This is a genomic window from Pauljensenia sp. 20925_1_34, from assembly GCF_041432775.1.
Classification (GTDB): domain Bacteria; phylum Actinomycetota; class Actinomycetes; order Actinomycetales; family Actinomycetaceae; genus Pauljensenia.
Genome location: NZ_JAPWAG010000002.1, coordinates 80404 through 100686 on the forward strand (window position 1 = coordinate 80404; position 20283 = coordinate 100686).

16 protein-coding genes and 1 pseudogene are annotated in these 20283 nt (G+C 64.7%); 11 read left to right on the forward strand and 6 right to left on the reverse strand.

What is annotated here, in order from left to right; genetic code table 11:
• Positions 1-125 precede the first annotated feature (125 nt).
• The 3 genes from O3669_RS01315 to O3669_RS01325 all read right to left on the reverse strand — a co-directional run bounded on the left by O3669_RS01315 (position 126) and on the right by O3669_RS01325 (position 4323).
• On the reverse strand, positions 126-2381 hold the full coding sequence (locus O3669_RS01315) for a 6-phosphofructokinase (protein ID WP_371523343.1): 2256 nt from the start codon (positions 2379-2381) through the stop codon (positions 126-128).
• Positions 2382-2553: 172 nt separating this feature from the next.
• Complete coding sequence (locus tag O3669_RS01320; RefSeq protein WP_315282944.1) at positions 2554-3885, reverse strand: dicarboxylate/amino acid:cation symporter; 1332 nt, start codon at positions 3883-3885, stop codon at positions 2554-2556.
• 168 nt (positions 3886-4053) lie between these two features.
• A complete protein-coding gene (locus O3669_RS01325; protein WP_371523344.1) occupies positions 4054-4323 on the reverse strand; it encodes a DUF3017 domain-containing protein in 270 nt (89 codons plus the stop codon).
• Between the two features lie 197 nt (positions 4324-4520).
• Here O3669_RS01325 and pta point away from each other — a divergent pair, with 197 nt between their 5' ends.
• The 5 genes and pseudogenes from pta to O3669_RS01350 all read left to right on the forward strand — a co-directional run bounded on the left by pta (position 4521) and on the right by O3669_RS01350 (position 10542).
• Positions 4521-5999 carry a phosphate acetyltransferase gene (gene pta / locus O3669_RS01330; protein WP_314768062.1) on the forward strand — a complete coding sequence of 493 codons (1479 nt, stop codon included), beginning with the start codon at positions 4521-4523 and terminating at the stop codon, positions 5997-5999.
• A gap of 96 nt (positions 6000-6095) precedes the next feature.
• Positions 6096-7295, forward strand: coding sequence for an acetate/propionate family kinase (locus O3669_RS01335; protein WP_371523345.1), 1200 nt, complete (start codon positions 6096-6098; stop codon positions 7293-7295).
• Positions 7296-7563: 268 nt separating this feature from the next.
• On the forward strand, positions 7564-8772 hold the full coding sequence (locus O3669_RS01340) for a hypothetical protein (protein ID WP_371523346.1): 1209 nt from the start codon (positions 7564-7566) through the stop codon (positions 8770-8772).
• 83 nt (positions 8773-8855) lie between these two features.
• A pseudogene (locus O3669_RS01345) lies at positions 8856-9176 on the forward strand (acetate kinase); the annotation flags it as partial.
• 616 nt (positions 9177-9792) lie between these two features.
• Positions 9793-10542: an NAD-dependent protein deacylase gene (locus tag O3669_RS01350; RefSeq protein WP_371523347.1), complete on the forward strand. Its 750-nt coding sequence runs from the start codon at positions 9793-9795 to the stop codon at positions 10540-10542.
• Positions 10543-10649: 107 nt separating this feature from the next.
• Here the strand turns inward: O3669_RS01350 and O3669_RS01355 are convergent, their stop codons facing one another.
• From O3669_RS01355 to O3669_RS01365, 3 genes are all read right to left on the reverse strand, one after another.
• Positions 10650-10775 carry a hypothetical protein gene (locus O3669_RS01355; RefSeq protein ID WP_314768067.1) on the reverse strand — a complete coding sequence of 42 codons (126 nt, stop codon included), beginning with the start codon at positions 10773-10775 and terminating at the stop codon, positions 10650-10652.
• Positions 10776-10947: 172 nt separating this feature from the next.
• Positions 10948-11850 (reverse strand): hypothetical protein, encoded by a 903-nt coding sequence (locus O3669_RS01360; protein ID WP_371523348.1) that lies wholly within the window; start codon positions 11848-11850, stop codon positions 10948-10950.
• 2 nt (positions 11851-11852) lie between these two features.
• A complete protein-coding gene (locus O3669_RS01365) occupies positions 11853-12863 on the reverse strand; it encodes an SPFH domain-containing protein (protein ID WP_371523349.1) in 1011 nt (336 codons plus the stop codon).
• Positions 12864-12967: 104 nt separating this feature from the next.
• Here O3669_RS01365 and O3669_RS01370 point away from each other — a divergent pair, with 104 nt between their 5' ends.
• The 6 genes from O3669_RS01370 (at position 12968) to O3669_RS01395 (ending at position 20238) form a co-directional block, all read left to right on the forward strand.
• The gene (locus tag O3669_RS01370) at positions 12968-13723 is read left to right on the forward strand and encodes an NUDIX domain-containing protein (protein WP_371523350.1); all 756 of its coding nucleotides are present in this window, start codon (positions 12968-12970) and stop codon (positions 13721-13723) included.
• A 21-nt stretch (positions 13724-13744) separates the two neighbouring features.
• The gene (locus O3669_RS01375) at positions 13745-15826 is read left to right on the forward strand and encodes an NAD(+) synthase (RefSeq protein WP_371523351.1); all 2082 of its coding nucleotides are present in this window, start codon (positions 13745-13747) and stop codon (positions 15824-15826) included.
• Between the two features lie 478 nt (positions 15827-16304).
• Positions 16305-17315, forward strand: coding sequence for a siderophore ABC transporter substrate-binding protein (locus tag O3669_RS01380; protein ID WP_295966293.1), 1011 nt, complete (start codon positions 16305-16307; stop codon positions 17313-17315).
• Between the two features lie 57 nt (positions 17316-17372).
• Positions 17373-18407, forward strand: a complete 1035-nt coding sequence (locus tag O3669_RS01385) for an ABC transporter permease (protein WP_295966290.1) — start codon at positions 17373-17375, stop codon at positions 18405-18407.
• Positions 18404-19486, forward strand: coding sequence for an iron chelate uptake ABC transporter family permease subunit (locus O3669_RS01390; RefSeq protein WP_295966288.1), 1083 nt, complete (start codon positions 18404-18406; stop codon positions 19484-19486). Before O3669_RS01385 ends, O3669_RS01390 begins: the two co-directional genes overlap by 4 nt.
• The gene (locus tag O3669_RS01395; RefSeq protein ID WP_371523352.1) at positions 19483-20238 is read left to right on the forward strand and encodes an ABC transporter ATP-binding protein; all 756 of its coding nucleotides are present in this window, start codon (positions 19483-19485) and stop codon (positions 20236-20238) included. The genes O3669_RS01390 and O3669_RS01395 overlap by 4 nt, the downstream gene beginning before the upstream one ends.
• The last annotated feature ends 45 nt before the right edge of the window (positions 20239-20283 follow it).

The following is a 20283-nucleotide window of genomic DNA, read 5'->3' on the forward strand; positions in this document are numbered from 1 at the left end:
TCCCAGTTTAGCGGTCAATGCGCCCTCGGTCACCCTCGTTTTCCCTGACGACGGACGAGGCCGTGGACCGTGAGCGGTCACGGAACCACGGCCTCGTCAATCCCTGGGAAAACGGGACGGACTTCCTACTCGACGGGGTCGTCGATGGGGATCGGGGTGGCCTCGATGCCCGGGTTCTGCAGGGACACGATGCGCTGGACGGGGAGGAGGTCGAGCCACCACTGGGCGAAGGGGCGGCGATTCTCGATGTCCAGATCGTCAAACATCCGCTTGACAGGACGCGCCTCCATCGCGGCGCCGACCTGGCCGATGTAGTAGGCGCCGCGGTCACCACGCTCGAACTGGCCGACGAGCTGCTCGAAGGCGCGTGCCACGAGGCGCGTGGCGAGCAGGCGGTCGTAGGGCGAGGGCGAGCCACCCTGCTGCATGTGGCCGAGTGCCTGATGCCGCACGTCGTAGATGCCCTCGGACTCGGCGTTGAACACGTCGGCCAGGAAATCCCGGTCGTAATACTGCGACGCCGACTCGTTGACGAGCGTCAAGAAGAGGCGGCGGCCCGACTTGAAGGAGCCAACCATGCGCTCTGCGTCCGCGGCGATCTGCTGGAGGGAGGGGGACTCCTCGTTGATGTACATGTACTCGGCGCCGCTGGACAGGGCGCTCATGAGAGTCAGGTAGCCGCAGCGTCGGCCCATCGTCTCGGCGATGAAGCAGCGCTTGGAGGCGGCCGCGCTCTCCTTGATGCGGTCGATCGCCCACGTCGCGTTGTTGATGGCCGTGTCCGTACCGATCGCAAGCTCGCAGCCGGGCAGGTTGTTATCGATGGAGGCGGGGATCAGCAGCATCGGGATGCGGAACGCCGGGTAGCGGTCCTTTTCCGCCTGGATCGCGTGGACGCCCAGGTAGGCGTTCATGCCGCCGATGACGAGGAGGGCGTCGATCTCGTTGCGCTCGATCGCGCGTCCCAGCGCGTAGAACTGCTCGATCGGCGGGACATCGCGCTTCGTGCCCAGCTCCGCGCCTCCCTTGAAGGCCCAGCCTTCGACGTCGGACCAGCTCAGCTCGCGCACGCGATCATCCGCCAGGCCACTCCACGAACCATCGACGCCCAGCATCGTCCAGCCGCGCGCGATGCCCAGGCGCACGGCCACGCGGGCCGCCGTGTTCATGCCGGGGGCCAAGCCACCCGCATGCAGGATCGCGACGCGCTTGATGTCGCCCGTGGGCTCGGGAATCAGCTGCGGGGGCGTGGACAGCAGGTGATAGATGCCCACCATCGAGGAGAAGGACGAGCCGCGCGACGCCTGGGCAGCAGCGTAGTCGCCCGCGGCAATGAGATCTTTGACCGCGCGCGTATCGTGGACGGCCTTCATGAGGGGGACGCGGGTGATGCGGTTGCGACGAACGCCCAGGATCACAGGTTCGTCCTCGCCCGTGGACGCCAGGATCTCCTGGACCGCCGCGTAGCCCAGCAGAGTCGACATCCAGCGGTCGTAGGCCGACGGGGTGCCGCCGCGCTGCACGTGCCCAAGGATCGTCACGCGGGCATCCTCACCCGTACGCTCCTCGATCGTGTCGGCGACGAGCTGGGTGGACAGTTCGTTGCCGTCGCGGTCATGCGCGCCCTCAGCGACCAGGACGATGGACTCGCGGCGGCCCGCCTCGCGCCCCAGGCGCAGGTGCTCGGCCAGATCGTCCTGCCATCCCGGTCCTGCGGGGTCTTCGGGCGTGAAGACGTAGTCGGCGCCGCCCGCGACGGCCGCCATGAGGGGCAGGTAGCCGCAGTGGCGTCCCATGACCTCGACGACGAATGTGCGCTGGTGCGAGGCAGCGGTGCTGGTCAGCTGGTCGATCGCGTCCAGGATGCGGTGCAGGGCGGTGTCCGCGCCGATCGTCATGTCGGTGCCGACCATGTCGTTGTCGATCGAGCCGACCAGGCCGACGATGATGAGGGCCGGATGAGCGTCCGCGAACTCCTGCGTGATGACGCCCTCGGCGACCAGCTCAGCCACGTGCTGGGGCCATTCCTTACGGAACTCGTTCGTGCCCGACAGGGAGCCATCGCCGCCGATCACGACCAGGTGATCGATGCCGTGCTCCAGCAGGTTCGCGGCAGAGCGATGACGGCCCTCGTAGGTGCGGAATTCAGCGGAACGAGCGGTGCCGATGACGGTGCCACCCTCGGCGAGAATCGAAGACACGTCCGACCAGCCCATCTTCTTGATGGAATCGCCCCCGTCGCACGCCCCCTGCCAGCCTTCCAGGATCGCATAGGGCTGCGCGCCCTTCGCCAACGCCGTGCGCACCACTGCGCGGACGGCCGCGTTCATGCCCTGGGCGTCGCCGCCCGAGGTCAGGACACCGATACGGACTGTGCTCATGATTCTGCCATCTTTCATTGACGGAGCGGGCCGCGAGGCCCAGTGTGCCTAGCGTGTCCTATTCTACGTGACCTGCGCCTCCACCACTAGGGCCAAACTCCCATTTACCGAGAAAACGACAAGTGCGCGCCCGCCGGAATCGGCGGGCGCGCACAGGGCGGATCAACGGGACCTACGCGGTGGCGTCCGCGCCGTTGCGGGCGGCGGAGTCGGCGAGCTCCTCGGGGCTGACGACGCCCTCGACCGACACGCGGTCCAGGTAGGCCATGCCGTCAAACGCGAGCTCACGGGCGTTCTCCGGGTCACCCTCGTTACCAATGGAGCCGTGGGCCATGCGATCCACGACCAGCGCGATCGCACCGTCGCCCGTCACGTTCGTCGCGGTGCCGAAGGAATCCAGCGCGATGTAGGTGGCGATCATGAGCGCAACCTGCGCGTCGTCGAAGCCCAGCATCGAGCTGAGCAGGCCGGTGGCCGCCATGATGGCGCCGCCGGGGACGCCGGGGGCAGCGACCATCGTGATGCCGAGCATGAAGATGAAGCCGACCCACTGGAGGCTGGACACCGTCAGGCCCTGGGTCAGGACGATCGCGAACGCGAACGCGAAGATCTTCGAGGTCGAGCCAGCCAGGTGGATCGTCGCGCACAGCGGAACCGTGAAGGAAGCAACCGCGTCGGACACGCCATTCTTCTTCGTCTGACGCAGCGTCACCGGGATGGTGGCCGCAGAGGACGAGGTGCCCAGCGCCGTCAGGTAGGCGGGCATCATGGTCAGCAGCGCCTTGATGGGGTTGCGGCGAGCAACCGCGCCGGCGACACAGAACTGAGTCAGCAGGATGACGACCTCGAGGACCAGGACGACGACCACGACGCGCAGCAGCGTGCGGATAACGGAGGCAGCCTCACCGGTGTAGGTCAGGTTCAGGAAGATGCCGAAGATGTGCAGGGGCAGCAGCGGGATGATGATCGTCTCGATGAGGCGCGTGATGATGGCGCGGAACTCGATGAAGCCCTTACGCAGGACGCCGCGCGGAACCATCGACAGGCCCAGGCCCACCACGAAGGACAGCAGCAGAGCCGTCATAACCTGCAGGGGCGCGGGCATCTCGATCGTGAAGTAGGACTCCAGGGCGCTACCGGGCTCCGCCACCGAGGCCAACTGCGTAGAGGCGAGCAGGCGCGGGAACAGGGCGGCGCACACCAGGAAGGTCAGGAACCCCGAGAAGAGCGTCGAACCGTAGGCAATCGCCGTCGTGATGCCCAGCCACTTGCCGGCGCCGCGACCCAGATCCGCAATAGCGGGGGTCACCAGGCCGATGATGATGAGCGGGATAGAGAAGGAGAGGAACTGGCTGAAGATAGCCGAGAACGTCGCGAAGATACGGCCGATCTCCACGGGAACCAGGTGGTTGCCGCCGACACGGATCGATCCAAGGACGGTCGCGAGGATGATCGCAGCGATCACCCACACGAGGATTCCAGACTTACGCAGGAACGCGCGCATGTGTTTCACCTTGAGAATAGGGACGATGGGTCACCCACAGCATGCCCGACCTTTACGAATACTTGAACTCGAAACCACGATGCGGGATATGCGTGACGCATCCCCCTCGAATCTCTCATCCTTGACGAGGCCGGGGTTTGCCTTGGAGCCTCAACGATCCCTCGCGCGTCAGCGAACCGCCATCGTGGACACGAACGGAGCTAGATACCAGATAATCGCGGCGAGGATCACGTACACGATCGCGTCGGCGAGTCGGCCGCGTGACGCGAACCATGGTCGCCCGGGCGTCCACAGGCGCACAATCCCCATTCCGACAAGGACTGCGACCATCAGCATGACGGCACGATGACGGTGATCCGTCACGGCAAGGGCAATAACTCCGAGGACTGCGCTAGCGCTCAGGGCAGCACCGAGAAACGCGCCCAGTCGCGCGCGCACGGTCCTTTCCTCGTTCTCCACGTCCCCTACCCTAGCGTACGATCGGCCACAATCCACCCGCGGTTCACCCTGGTCCCGCTAACCCGGCCCAGGCCTCGTCCCGAAAGAGTGCCACAAAATGAACGCGAGCGGGTTTAGGATAGAACGAAAGGCTTATGAGCCGCAGCATATCTTCTCGTCCCAAAGGAGTATTTCGAGTGTCTCGTTTCATCGTCGTCGCCCCCGGTTCGTCGGAGGCAGCCGCCCTCGCCACCGAAGAACTTGCCCGCGTTCTTGGCGTCACCACCGTTGACGCCCTCGCCGGCACCAGCGCCGCCGACGCCGCCCTGCGTCCCGCCACCGCTCTGCCCGCCGCCGTCGAAGCTGTGCGCGCCGCCGGTGACGACGCGCTCATCGCCCCCGCCCGCGAGGCCTCGAACCGCGCCTTCGACCACGTCGCTTGGAACCTGAACCTGGCCGCCTCCACCCGCGCCGGTGTCGTCCTCGCCTTCGATGCCGAGGGTGCCAGCGCCGAACTGCTCGCCGATGAGATCGCCGCCGCCCGCCTGCGCGCCAAGGCCGCAGCCGCCTCCGTCGTCGCCGTCGTCCTGACCGGTGGCGCGCCCGAGGTCGCCTGCGACCTGCCCGTCCTCGCCCTCCCCCTCGGCGAGGAAGCAGCCGCCGCCCTGCGCGCGACCGCCGTCCCCACGGCCGTGACCCCGCTCGCCTTCCAGGCCGACCTCATCGAGCGCGCCCGCGCCGACCGCAAGCGCATCGTCCTGCCCGAACCCGACGACGACCGCGTCCTGCAGGCCGCCGCCCAGGTCCTCGCCGCCGGCATCGCCGACATCACCTTCGTGGGCGACGCCGACTACGTCGCCAAGCGCGCCGGTGAGCTCGGCATCGACCTGAGCGCCGCCCAGGTCGTCTCCGTGGACGACCCCGCCTACCGCGAGCGCTACGCCGAAGAGTTCGCGCGCCTGCGCGCCAAGAAGGGCGTCACCCTCGAGCAGGCCCGCGAGAAGGTCACCGACGTGTCCTACTTCGGCACCATGATGGTCCACATGGGTGACGCCGACGGCATGGTCTCGGGCGCTGCCCACACGACCGCGCACACGATCGTTCCCTCCTTCCAGATCATCAAGACCGCCCCCGGCGTCTCCGTCGTCTCCTCCATCTTCCTCATGGCGATGAAGGACCGCGTGTGGGCCTTCGGCGACTGCGCAGTCAACCCCAACCCCACGCCCGAGCAGCTCGCCGACATCGCCGTGACCTCCGCGCGCACCGCCGCACAGTTCGGCGTCACCCCGCGCGTCGCCATGCTCTCCTACTCCACCGGCACCTCCGGGGCCGGCCCGGACGTTGACGCCGTCGTCGAAGCCACCCGCCTCGCCCGCGAGAAGGCCCCCGAGCTGGCCATCGAAGGCCCCATCCAGTTCGACGCGGCCGTCGATGCGGCCGTCGCCTCCAAGAAGCTGCCCGGCTCCGACGTCGCCGGCAAGGCCACCGTTTTTGTCTTCCCCTCGCTGGAAGCCGGAAACATCGGCTACAAGGCCGTCCAGCGCTCCTCCGGCGCGCTCGCCGTCGGCCCCGTCTTGCAGGGCCTCAACAAGCCCGTCAACGACCTGTCGCGCGGCGCCCTCGTCGAAGACATCGTCAACACCGTCGCCCTGACCGCCGTCCAGGCCCAGGGCTGACGGGACCCAGGTCCCGGGGTCCGGTTACTATTGACGGTAACCGGGCCCCGGCCTCGTACTTTTCCTCCCCATCCCCCCAACACGAAAGGCGAACGCGTGTCCTCGTCCTCCGTCCTCGTTATTAACTCCGGTTCCTCCTCCATCAAGTACCAGCTTGTCGACCCCGAGACCGGCGACGCGATCGCCAAGGGCCTCGTCGAGCGCATCGGCGACCCCATGGGCCTCATCAAGCACGTGCACGGCGACGCCGTCACCGAGGAAGAGCTCCCGGTTCCCGACCACACCGTCGGCATGCGCGAGGTCCTGCGCCTCTTCGACACGGAGGGCCCGAACCTGGCCGAGGCCGGCATCCTCGCCGTCGGCCACCGCGTCGTTCAGGGCGGCCGCCACTTCGACGGCCCGGCCCTCATCACCAACGAGGTCCGCGATCTCATCGAAGAGCTGTGCCCGCTGGCACCCCTGCACAACCCCGCCCACCTCAAGGGCATCGACGTGGCGCGTCAGCTCATGCCCGACGTCCCCCACGTCGCCGTCTTCGACACCGCGTTCTTCCAGCAGCTGCCGGACCGCTCGGCCCTGTACGCCCTGGAGACCGAAACCGCCGAGAAGTACTCGGTTCGTCGCTACGGCGCCCACGGCACCTCCCATCAGTTCGTCTCCCAGGAGATCGCGAAGCTGGAAGGCCGCGACGACCTCAAGCAGATCGTCCTGCACCTGGGTAACGGCGCGTCCGTGTCCGCCGTCAAGAACGGCAAGCCGATCGACACGTCCATGGGCCTGACCCCCCTCGAGGGCCTCGTGATGGGCACCCGCACCGGCGACATTGATCCCGCCGTCGTGTTCCACCTGCAGCGCGTGGCCGGCATGAGCGTCGACGAGGTCGACACCCTTTTCAACAAGAAGTCCGGCATGAAGGGCATGACGGGCGAGTCCGACATGCGCTCCGTGTGGGACATGATCCACAACGATGACGACCCCGAGGCCCAGCAGCGCGCCCGTACCGCCATGGACGTCTACATCAACCGCCTGCTGAAGTACGTGGGTTCCTACACCGCCGAGCTGGGCGGCCTGGACGTCATCACCTTCACCGCCGGCATCGGCGAAAACGACGCAGCAGTGCGCCGCGAGCTGGCCGAGGCCCTCGCTCCCTTCGGCGTCAAGATCGACGTCGAGGCGAACAAGGTTCGCTCCGGCGAGCCGCGCGTCGTCTCCACTGCCGACTCGGCCGTGACAATCTACGTCTTCCCGACCAACGAGGAGCTGGCGATCGCCCGCCAGGCACTGACCTTCGCCTGATCGGCTATTCCGCACGAGGCCGGGGTTCCCGCGTGGGCCCCGGCCTCGGGCGTATCCTGGGAATGTAGCGCGAGCAAGGAGGCCCTCATGAACAACGACGTGTCAACCTTTCTAACGTATAAATTCTCACGTTACGTCCAGGTAAGTTCACTGCAAATTACAACTGCGAAGAAGCACCAAGATCCCAACAAAGGTTAACTAAAGAAAACCTAATCTAGCGAATATAATCACACCCTATACGCAACACCATTCATACCGGAGCGCAACAATGAGCAAACGAAGCCATCTGTTTAAAGTCAAAAAAGGGCAACTGTACTACGACAACAAACCTATCGGCAATTCTGAACACAATCCTGGATTCTCGCGCCTCTACTTTGAGGACGAGCCCCTCAGTGAAGACGGGGCAAATGGTGTCGTTTTTCGCGCATCACACAGCATACTCGGCATTCAGCAAGCCGTTAAGGTCTTGAGACCAGAGAAGGCTAGCGACTTCAGAAAAGCGAAGAACGAGGCAAAAAAGAATGCGAATCGAAACTTAGGGAATTCCGTAGCACATATCAACGACGCTGGAATCTACGAATACCCATCAGATATTTTCTTTGCAGTTATGGAAATCGTGAACGACGCAAAGACCCTCAAAGAGTGGATCAAACTTCGAAATCAATCACTACAAGAACTAGAGAACGACGCAAAGACCGATAAAATGCGTCTCCAAAATCGCAAGCTACGCAGTTGCGCACAAGCATTAAACGTGACAAGCGGACTACTCTTATGCACTGGCACATTATACGAAAACGACATGACACACGGCGACCTACACACAGGCAACCTGCTAATCTCAGATACCGAAATAACAAGAACTAATTTACTTCGGTTCACAAACATCGCAACCCCCGGCTCTCTCACACCAGCAGACATTCGAATCATCGACATCGGAACAAGCAAAGCTACAGGAACAAATAGACAAATCGGAGAGATGAGAGATGTTGACAAACTTATTCAAAATACACGAGACATCCTTTCACCCCTTCTTACACACTTTAAGACATCACTCGCCGAATGGCTAACGCTAGAGAATAACAAGAAGAAGAAACGAGGTCTGTCAACATGGAAACACAACAACACACCCATCTCCCCCGCCACCCTCGCCGGAGATCTTCTTCGACTCACAATTGTCCTTAACCTAGTTCTCGGATTCGCCACAAATGCACCCAACAAAAAAGGGTGCGTAACACTCGAAGACGATGAAGTCTCCGCCTTCAACCAATGTTTTTCATCAGATATTCCCAATATGGAGATTTCTTTCAAATTTGGAGGTTCTCAAAACAAATTGGACTATTACTCCACAGTTTCTGCTGGACTCAGCATTAATTGGCCAAAAGTATGGGAGACTATTGCTCGCAAGTATCCCGCGATTACCTCTTATCATATTGAAGAGGAGTCAGCAGGAGTTTACAAATTAGAACCCACGAAATAATAGTACAAGATCTTCGAATAGCTACACATCCTTGTTCGTAATATAAGCCCACTTCGGCAGTCCCACATCTGCCTTAGATCCGTCCCGAGGCACAGCAGCGCGCCCGCGTCGCCATGGACGTCTACATCAACCGCCTGCTAAAGTACGTGGGGTCCTACACCGCCGAGCTGGGCGGCCTGGACGTCATTACCTTCACCGCCGGCATCGGCGAAAACGACGCAGCAGTGCGTCGCGAGCTGGCCGAGGCCCTCGCTCCCTTCGGCGTCAAGATCGACCTGGAGGCGAACAAGGTTCGCTCCGGCGAGCCGCGTGTCGTCTCCGCTGCCGACTCGGCCGTGACGATCTACTTCTTCCCGACCAACGAGGAGCTGGCGATCGCCCGCCAGGCGCTGACCACAGCCTGATTGTCAGGTTTGTTCGAGGCCGGGGTTCCCACGTGGGCCCCGGCCTCGGGCGTATCCGTCGCGCGCATTGACTTCACCCCCACACGGCGGCTACTATCAATAGTGGTAACGGCGAGCAAGTCCTCGCAGAGTGCCAATCCGCGGGCCCACGAGCGCACACGTTGCGCCGTGGGTCTTTGCGTCTCTCAGTGAGGAGGAACAGGCTCTTCGCTTATATCGACGAAGTTGGCGAGGCCGGGGTTCCCCCGTGGGGCCCCGGCCTTTCGGCGTTAGAGGCAGACAGCGTTGGGGGCGAAGCGTTGTGCCACTGTGCTGGATGGGGAGAATTGGTCGCGAAGGCGGTTGTGGCCCAGGTGCGGGGCGTCGGGCCGCGCCCCTGCTTGTCAGATGCTGCTTGTGGATAGGAACGGCGCATCTGGATAGGAAACGACATATCCGGATAGGTTAATAACCTATCCGGATGCCCATAACCTATCCGGATGCACGCAACCTATCCAGATGTTGGGAGCGCCCCTCATGTCGGGAGAGGCTCCCAGCAACATGACTCGTCCTGTGAGCCAGGGGCGCGCGGGCTCCGGGCGTATCCTGGGATGGTAGCGCGAGCAAGGAGGCCCTCATGAACGACGACGTTTCTACCCTGGCCGAGTGGATTGCGGATTCCCCGTCAACCGTGTTTTTCGGCGGCGCGGGCGTCTCCACTGAGTCCGGGATCCCCGATTTTCGCGGGGCGAACGGCTTCTACTTTCAGGAGCGCGAGATTCCCCTCGAGACGGTGCTGAGCATTGACTTCTTCACCAAACACCCCGAAGCGTACTGGGAGTGGTTCCACGAGATCTACCGCCCGGTGGAGCCCAACGGTGCACACAAAGCCCTGGCGTCGCTAGAAGCGGCGGGCCGGATGGATGCGGTCGTCACGCAGAACATCGACGGCCTGCACCACCGGGCCGGGTCGCGCGCCGTGTGGGAGCTGCACGGCAACTGGGAGCGCCTCGTGTGCACGGGCTGCGGAATGGTCGCACCCCTGGGCGAGGCCGTCACAGTCGACGGGGATCCCGTGCCCGCGTGCCCATCGTGCGCCTCCCAGATGCGCCCGGACATCGTCATGTACGGGGAGTCCTTGGATCAGGGAGTCATCGAGGCCGCCGTGTCTGCCATCGCGCGGGCGTCCACGCTGATCGTGGCCGGCACGTCCCTCGTGGTCTACCCGGCGGCGGGCCTCATCAACTACTTCTCCGGGGACCACCTGGTGCTCATGAACGCCACCCCGACCTCGGCCGACGCGCACGCGGACCTGATCGTCCGCGACCCGGTCGCCCGCACGTTCGACCAAGTTATGGCCGAGTTGCGCGAGGAGGGGGCCATCTGAGCGGTAGCGAGTAGCTCACCCCGGGTACACATTCGGACAGGACGCGCTTACGTGTAGGTCGTTCACCTAGCCAGGTTCTCATGTCCTCTCCCTGAAGCGACGCCTCATCAAGGAGCGAACGAGGCATCCTCAAAGCCCGCATACCCGAAAGCTGGCGATCCGTTGTAGTTCTTGTGCGTCTTGCTGACAAATGCTCCCGCCTCGGCGACTTCATCAAGATAAGCAACCAGCATCTGGCCCCCTTTGGCTAGATAGACGGAAACCCACGCCGCAAGGGCGTGGGTCTTCGATGTGGCACTCTGAGCGCTAGCTCCGTTATCACTTTCTATCTTAGACACGAGCGTTACCCATGTCTATCGGAGCCTCCTATGCCTGTCGGGTCCAGGAGACTAGCCCCTCTCCACGTCACGCCGACAGGCCCGCGGGGTCCACGAGGGAGAGGGCTCGCGGTGCTCGGGAGACCCGCACGCTCTGGCCCCACGTGAGGGTGAGGCGGTCGGATTCCATGCCATCACCGAACAGGACGAGGGACTCGGATCCAACAACAAGGCTCAGCTCCTCACTGTCCGCCAGGATCCCCTCGGTGTGCTCGATGCTGGTGTGGGGGGAGGGCCACGCCTCACGCACGAACCAGGCGAGCGAGGACGAGGTCGGCGCGGGCAACTCCCCCATCGCTCGGCCACGCTTCAGGGAGGCGCCCCATCCCGTCGCCCCGGTCCCGGTTGAGACGACGACTCCGGAGGAAGACTGGCGCTCGACCTGGGAGCCGAGGCTCAGCTCATAGCGTGCGCTTTGGTGGCTCGGGTGGCCGATGAACACCTCGTTGAGCGCGGTGATCGTGCGCGAGTCGTCGGAGGTCGCGCGTACCATCGTCAGCTGGTCCACTCGCAGGTCGGCGCCCGCATCGATACAACCGAGAGCCGAAACCCCCTGGTCGGGCGTGCAGCGCACGAGCACGCCGGCGTTCGACTGAGGGACGGAGTTGACGCCGACCACGACCTGGTCGCCCGCGTATTTGGCGACGTTGGCGACCAGGCCGTCGGGACCGACGACAACGATGACGTCCTCGGGGGCGAAGAGGAAGCGCGACAGGCTCTCGCGCGACACGTCGGCGCTCGCCCACCCCTCCGGGATGCCCGCGCGCACGCGGGCCAGGGCTGCCACGTGTGACTCGTGGGCACGCTCGACAGCGTCGAGGGTGCGCCCACGGCGCCGCAGGACGAACTCGACCTGACCGCGCGTGGAGTAGCGGTCCATGAGTTCGTCATACTCGGTCGGGCGTCGGACGATGACGGCGCGGCGACGCATGGCTACTTGCCTGCCTTCTTGGAGCCGGTGAATGCCGAGACGAGATCGCTGAGCACGTCGGCGGTGATGGTGATGTCGCCGAAGGACGGCATGTTCTTGGCCAGTTCCTTGAGGGCGACGGCGCGCGCCACCTCTGGTCCGGCCTCGCCGAGGGCCCTGACGTAGGATGCATCGGTCGCAGTCCGCGCGGCACCAGCGGTCTTCCAATCCGCCTCGTAGGCTTTGGCTTTTTCGACGATGCGTCGCGCTTCTGCCTCGACGGCGATCGCGTCGGCGGCGGCCTTCTCTTCGGCCTCGCGCCGCGCGTTGTGGCCTTCCTGGTCAACCAGGTCGGCGCGCTTACGGGCCAGATCAAGCTTGGACTGCATCTCATTTTCGGAGATCTGTGACTCGCGTTCGACGGCGAGAGCGCGACGTTCGTAGAGGGCGCGGTCGGCCTCGGCTTGGAGTTGCTCGAGGAGCGGGGCGCGCAGGGAGGACTCGACCCCCTCGTCCGGGCGCAGGCTCATGAGGCGCACATCGACGACGGCGACGCCGGTGGCGCGCAGCCGCTCGTCCGATTCGAAGGCCTCTTCGAGGATCTGGCCGACGCGATCCAGAGAACCGGAGATGGCCTCGGACAGGGGCATCTTGCCAATGGACGAGGCCAGGGCCGAGTGGGCGATTCGGGTGACGGTTTCGTCGATCTGCCACAACCCCTGCGCATCATTGCTCGCGTCTCGGGGGTACAGGTCGAAGTCGTAGTGCGAGGCGGCGGCCTCGGCCTCCTCGATGCGGTAGGTGATGGCGACTTGGGCGCTGACGTTTTGCTGGTCGGCGGAGGGGACCTGCACGAGGAAGCTGTGGGTGCGGTTGGCGGTGGGTACTTCCGCGAGCGCGCAGCGTCCCGCGCGCAGCCAGAAGGACTGGCCGACGCCGGAGCGGATGGTTTGCCCGGCCCGGATTTGGACGACGTGGTCGCCGGCGCCGCCCTGGTAGCGGATGAGGAAGGGGTGGTGGTGGAGGGTTCCCATGATGGCTCCTTGCTTGGGTGGTCTCCCACTTGTTTGTGTCATACTGACGATAATCCGCATCAGCATTTAATGTCAACTCGACACAAATAGGTTATGCTGACACTATGACTGAACCCCTCACCATCCCGGTCGCCGTCGACGTCGTGGCTCTGACGGTCATCGACCACACCCTGCACACGCTCGTCGTGCGCCGAGGTATCGAGCCCTTCAAGGACCACCTGGCCCTGCCCGGCGGCTTCCTGCGAGAGGGTGAACAAACCGAGCAAGCCGCCGCGCGCGAGCTCGAAGAGGAAACCGGCATCACTCCCCCGGGCCACCTCGAGCAACTGCGCACCTACGGCCCCATCGGACGAGACCCCCGAGGCCCCATCCTCTCCGTCGTCTACCTCCTCCTCGCCCCATCTTTTTCACCCACGCGTGCAGGCGGCGACGCCGCCGGAGCACTGTGGTGCCCGGTCGATGCGCTCCTCGCGCCCGACTCACCCCTCGCCTTCGACCACGCCACCATCCTCGCCGACGGGGTAGAGCGCGCACGCTCCAAGATCGAATACTCACCCCTGGCCACCTCCTTCTGCGGCCCCGAGTTCACGATCACCCAGCTGCGCACCACCTACGAAGCCATCTGGGGATCGGCCCTCGACCCGCGCAACTTCCACAGAAAAGCAACGAAAACAGCCTCCTTCATCAAAGCGACGGGTGCCACCGTGCGCGAGGGAGCCGGGCGCCCCGCCGCCCTGTACCGACTGGCCCCCGGCGTCGACGAGACGGCCTTCGTTCTCGACCCACCCCTGCGCCGACCACCCGCCCCAGCCCCGGCCTCGTCAATGAAGAGCGCAAGCGCGCCGAGTACGCAAGAATAAGCCCAGTACCAAAGGAGAACCATGAACTTCCATTCCCTCTACGACCAGGGCTTCGCGCGCGTTGCCGCCGTGACCCTGCCCGTGCACCCCGCGCGCCCCTTCGAGAACGCACGCGAAATCATTGACACCGCACGCGAGCTTGACGCGCGCGGCGTCGCAGTCGCCGTCTACCCCGAACTGTGCGTCTCCGGCTACGCCATCGACGATCTCCTCCTGCAGGACGTGCTGCTCGATAACGTCGAGAAGGCCCTCGCCACCATCGTCGAGGCCAGCGCCGACCTGCTCCCCCTCCTCATCGTGGGCGCACCGCTGCGCAAGGACAACGCCCTGTACAACTGCGCCGTCGCCATCCACCGCGGGCGCGTGCTGGCGATCATCCCCAAGTCGCACCTGCCCAACTACCGCGAGTTCTACGAGAAGCGCCACTTCGTCACCATGCCTCCGCGCGCCTGCGAGCGCATCGAAGTGCCGTGGGGCGGCATCGAGGAATTTTCCGGCGGACCCGTGTGGGTGCCCTTCGGCCAGGTCCTCATTTCCGCCGACGACGTGCCCGGCCTAACCGTCGGCATCGAAATCTGCGAAGACATGTGGGTACCCGTCACCCCGGCCACCGAGCTGGCGCTCGCGGGCGCAACCGTCCTGGCGAACCTGTCCGCCTCCCCCATCACCGTGGGACGCGGCGCAGACCGCGAGCTCATGGTGCGCTCGGTATCCTCGCGCTGCTCGGCAGCCTACATCTACACGGCCGCGGGCATGGGCGAGTCCAGCACGGACCTGGCATGGGACGGCGAGACCATGATTTACGAGGCCGGGGACCGCCTGGCGATCGGCGAGCGCTTCCAGGAGGGCGCGCACATCACGATCGCCGACGTGGATCTGGAGCGTCTGCGCACGGAGCGCAAGCGCCAGAACTCGTTCACGGACAACGCCCAGCGCTATTTCGCGGGCGACGAGCGCATGGCCCCGCAGGAGGTCGAGTTCACGCTCGACCCGCCGCGCACCGACTTGGGCCTGGAGCGAGCCGTCAACCGTTTCCCCTTCGTCCCCAACGACCCCACGCGCCTGGAGCAAGACTGCTACGAGGCCTACAACATTCAGGTGGCCGGCCTGGTCCAGCGCCTGCGCGCGATCGGCAACCCGAAGATCGTCATCGGTGTGTCGGGCGGCCTGGATTCGACGCACGCGCTGGTCGTGGCCTCCCGCGCGATGGACCTGCTGGGCCGTCCGCGCACGGACATCCTGTGCTACACGCTGCCCGGTTTCGCCACCTCCGAGCGCACGAAGAAGAACGCGACCCTGCTGTGTCAGTACCTGGGCACGTCCTTCCAGGAGATCGACATCCGCCCGGCGGCCACGCAGATGCTGGCCGACATCGGTCACCCCTACGGCGAGGGCGAGGCCACCTACGACGTGACCTTTGAGAACGTCCAGGCGGGCCTGCGCACCGACTACCTGTTCCGCCTGGCCAACCATCTGGGCGGCATCGTGCTGGGCACGGGTGACCTGTCCGAGCTGGCGTTGGGCTGGTGCACCTACGGCGTGGGCGACCAGATGAGCCACTACGCGGTCAACACGGGCGTTCCGAAGACCCTCATGCAGCACCTGATCCGCTGGGTCGTATCCTCCAAGCAGTTCGACGACCGCGTCGGTGAGGTCCTCCTGTCGATCCTGCACACGGAGATCTCCCCCGAGCTGGTTCCCGCCAAGCCGGGCGAGAAGATGCAGTCCACGCAGGACAAGATCGGCCCCTACAACCTGCAGGACTTCACGCTCTACTACGTGCTGCGCCGCGGCGCGCGCCCCTCGAAGATCGCATTCCTCGCCGAGAAGGCATGGTCGGACGCCTCGGTCGGCTCCTGGCCGGTCGGCTTCCCCGAGGAGGACAAGGTCGCCTACTCGCTCGAGGAGATCGTCAAGTGGGAGCGCCTGTTCCTGTGGCGTTTCTTCAGCCAGCAGTTCAAGCGCAGCGCCCTGCCCAACGGCCCGAAGGTCATGGCCGGCGGCTCCCTGTCCCCGCGCGGGGATTGGCGCATGCCCTCGGACGTGTCGGGCGCGGATTGGGTCACCGAACTCGACGAGGCCGTGAAGGGCCTGGTCGACTGACCTGACGCTCGCTCGGCCGACTTCACGCTCGCTCGACTGACCGAGCTAGTTCCCGGGGCGGTGCTCACGTGAGCACCGCCCCTCGGCTTACTCAGGCTTACTCAGGCTTACTCAGGCTTACTCAGGCTTACTCACAGCAGCACTCACAATTTCGCACGTAATTCCCCCGCGACTTCGCGATGACTCACACCAGAAACGTTGAAAATACGCCGTTTTTCAATGTGCTAATAAAATTTAGGTTAGCCAAATTACGTGCGAAATTTCTGAAATGCGTGAGCTTGACAACAAGCGACCGCCGTCGGCGGGAGGAAGGTGCGGCCGACGAACGCGTGAACGCGAAGCCCCGACAGGACAGCGCGAAACTATGCGCACACTCACACGCACGCGAGCCCAAATTTCTGTAAGGTTAGTTTGGCAGTTAGGTAAGCCTAGCTTTTCCTATTTCAGTGCCATCACAAGTAACTATGACGGAGAAATAATGACTCGCACGACCACCTCCCTGGCCGCCATCGCCGCCATCGCTGCCCTCGGCCTGGCTGCCTGTTCCTCGGGCGCCGCCCCCTCCTCGCAGCCCTCCGCTGCCTCGGGCGACACCGCGAGCGCCACCCAGGCCTCGTCGGTGACAATCGACGCAAACGACGGCATGGTCGAGATCAACTTGCCCGTCACCCGCGCGGCCTCCCTGGACAACCGCACCTTCGAGGTGCTGCAGCAGTGGGACGTCGAGCTGGTCGCCGCCCCCAAGAAGCTCATCCCCTCCACCATCACCGCGTTTAACGGCGAGGGCGTCGCCGACGTGGGCATGCACCGCGAGCCCAACCTCGAGGCCCTGGTCGCCGCCGAGCCCGACCTGATCATCTCCGGCCAGCGCTTCTCCAAGTTCGACTCCCAGATCAAGGAGCTCGCCCCCGACGTCCCGCTCATCAACCTTGAGCCGCGCGACGGACAGCCCTTCGACAAGGAGCTTATCCGTCAGGTCACCGACCTCGGCGAGATCTTCGGCAAGCAGGCCGAAGCCAAGAAGCTCGTCGACGACTTCAACGCCTCGATCGAGCGCGCCAAGAACGCCTACGACGGCACCTCCACCGTCATGGCAGTCGACGTCTCCGGCGGCAACATCGGCTACGTCGCCCCCGGCAAGGGCCGCACCTGGGGCCCGGTCTTCGACCTGCTCGACCTCAAGCCCGCCCTCGAGATCGAAGGTGCGACCGACTCGCACACCGGCGACGACATCTCCGTCGAAGCCATCGCCGAGTCCAACCCCGCATGGATGCTGGTCCTCGACCGCGACGCCGCCATCACCAAGGACGGTTCCAACACCCCGGCCGAGACCGTGATCTCCGGTAACGCCGTCCTTCAGAACGTCACCGCCATCAGCACGGGCCAGGTCGTCTACGCACCCAACGACACCTACACCAACGAGTCCATCATCACCTACACGGAGATCTTCAACTCCCTCGCGGACGCCTTCGAGGCCGCGAAGAAGTGATCCTCTGACACACTCGCGGGTGCCGCCCCACCGGGCGGCACCCGCGCCCCCCTTCTCATGACGCACTCCACCACCACCGCGCCCACCACCACGGCACCCGCCACGAAAGCTGCACCGACCACGCCAGCCACGGCCTCGTCCAGGCGCCCCCTGCCCCTGATCCTGGCCACGCTCGCGGTCGCAGCGCTGCTGATCGTGTCCCTGTCCACCGGCGAATACTCGATCCTGTCCCAGGACGACGGCTGGCGAATCTTCCTGGCCGTGCGCGTCCCCCGCACGATCGCCCTCATCCTCTCGGGCGCCGCCATGTCCATGAGCGGACTGGTCATGCAGCTCGTCACCCAAAACCGCTTCGCCGAGCCCTCCACGACGGGCACCACCGAATGGGCGGGGCTGGGCCTGCTCACCATCATGATCGCCTGGCCGGGAGCACCGATCCTCGTGCGCATGACCTGCGCCATCGCCTTCGCGTTTGCCGGCACCATGGTCTTTTTCGCGCTGCTGCGCCGCGTCTCCCTGCGATCCTCCCTGCTGGTGCCCATCATGGGCATGATGCTGGGCGCCGTCGTCTCCGCGATCTCGATGTTCATCGCGCTGGAAACCAACACGCTACAAAGCGTGGGCATATGGTTCCAGGGTTCCTTCACCTCCGTCTACGAGGGCCAATACGAGGTCCTGTGGATCGTCACCGTCGTCGTGGCCGTCGTCTTCATCATGGCCGACCGACTCACCGCCGTGTCGCTGGGCGAAGACATTGCCGTCTCGCTCGGCGTCAACTACCACCGCATGGTCCTCATCGCGACCGGCCTCGTCGCCGTGGCAACCGGCGTCGTCACCGTCGTCGTCGGTTCCCTACCCTTCCTGGGCCTGATCGTCCCCAACCTGGTCTCCCTGTCCATGGGCGACAACCTGCGCACGAACCTGCCGTGGGTATGCCTGTCGGGCATCGCCCTGGTGACGGTCACCGACCTGCTCGCACGCACCATCATCTCTCCCTTCGAGATGCCCGTCTCCGTCATTCTGGGCATCCTCGGAGCATTCGTCTTCATCGCGCTGGTCCTGCGCCAGGCGCGCAAGGGGGCCGTCCTGTGAACACCCTCCCCTCCCCCACCGCCGAGGCCGTTTCCGCCTCCCCGGCCACGGCCTCGTCCGCGACCTTTAAGCGCCCGACGAGGCGAACCGGCGCCTTCGTCTCCCCGGCTGCCCGACGCCGCTGGTGGATCGCCTTTGGCGCCGTGTGCGCGGTCGCGATCCTGGCCTGCATCGGGCTGCTCGTGTGGAAGAACCCCGCGCAATTCGGCACGCCCGTCTTCTGGCGCCTCGCGCACAGGCGCGCCTTCGCGGTGCTGGCCATCGTGCTCGTAGCTGTGTGCCAGGGCATGGCAACCGTCGCCTTCCAGACAGTGGCCAACAACCGCATCATCACACCCTCGATCCTCGGTTTTGAGTCCCTGTACCGCGCGATCCATACCTCCACGATTTTTTTCCTGGGCGTGGCTGGGCTCAACGCGTCGGCGACCGTCGGCAACTTCACTGGCCAGCTCGCCCTGATGATTGCCCTGACCCTTGTGCTCTACTCGTGGCTGCTGACCTCCCAGCGCGCCTCCATGCACGCGATGCTCCTCATCGGCGTCATGCTCGGTGCCGGCCTGGGCTCGGTATCCACGTTCATGCAGCGCCTCTTAACTCCCTCGGAGTTCGACGTGCTCACCGCGCGCCTCTTCGGGTCGATCGCGAACGCGCAGAAGGAGTACTTCCCGATCGCAGTTCCTCTCGTCGCGATTTCCGCGCTCACGCTCGTGCTCATGACGAGGCGCCTGTCGGTCGTCTCGCTCGGGCGCGAGACCGCCACCAACCTGGGCCTGAACCACCGGCGTACCTCGGTCGTCATCCTCGTCCTGGTGTCGATCCTCATGGCCACATCCACTGCGCTCGTCGGCCCCATGACCTTCCTCGGGTTCCTCGTGGCCACACTGTCCTACCAGTTCTCGGACACGCACGATCACCGCTACATCTTCGCGATGGCCGTCGCCCTGGGCATCGCGATCCTGTCCACCGCCTATTTCTTCATGAATCACGTGTTTAACACGCAGGGCGTCGTCTCCATCATCATCGAGTTCGTCGGCGGGCTCGCGTTCATCGTTACTATTCTGCGGAAGGGCCGCCTGTGATCTCCATCGATTCCGTCGTCAAGCAGTATTCGTCCTCCGTGCGCATCGGGGAGATTTCGCTCAACATCCCCGCGGGCGGCATTACGGCGCTCGTGGGCCCCAACGGCGCGGGCAAGTCCACGCTGCTCACCATGATCGGGCGCCTTCTCGGCATCGACGAGGGCACTATCACGGTCGGCGGGCTCAACGTGGCCACGACGAAGTCCTCCGAGCTGGCGCGCACCCTGTCGATTTTGCGGCAGGAAAACCACTTCATTTCGCGCCTGACCGTGCGCCAGCTGGTCGGTTTTGGGCGCTTTCCCCACTCCAAGGGACGCCTGAACGCCGAGGATGAGGCAATCATCGACCGCTACATCGGCTTCCTCGACCTGGAGGACTTGCAGGGCCGCTATCTCGACCAGCTCTCGGGCGGCCAGCGCCAGCGCGCCTACGTCGCCATGGTCCTCGCCCAGGAAACGGACTACGTCCTGTTGGACGAGCCCCTGAACAACCTGGACATCGCGCGCAGCGTCGAAATGATGACGATGCTCGAGCGCGCGGCCCGCGAATTCTCGCGCACCATCGTTATCGTCCTGCACGACATTAACTTCGCCGCCCGCTACGCCAGCCAGATCTGCGCGCTCAAGGACGGGACGGTCGCCTTCATGGGCACGCCAGGCGAGATCATGCGCGACGAGGTCCTCACGGACATCTTCGATACCCCCGTCACAGTTGTGCCCGGCCCCAAGGGGCCGATCGCCTGCTATTTCTGACTGAGCCCACACACTGACGGGGTCGCGCGCTTGAGGGCACGGTCG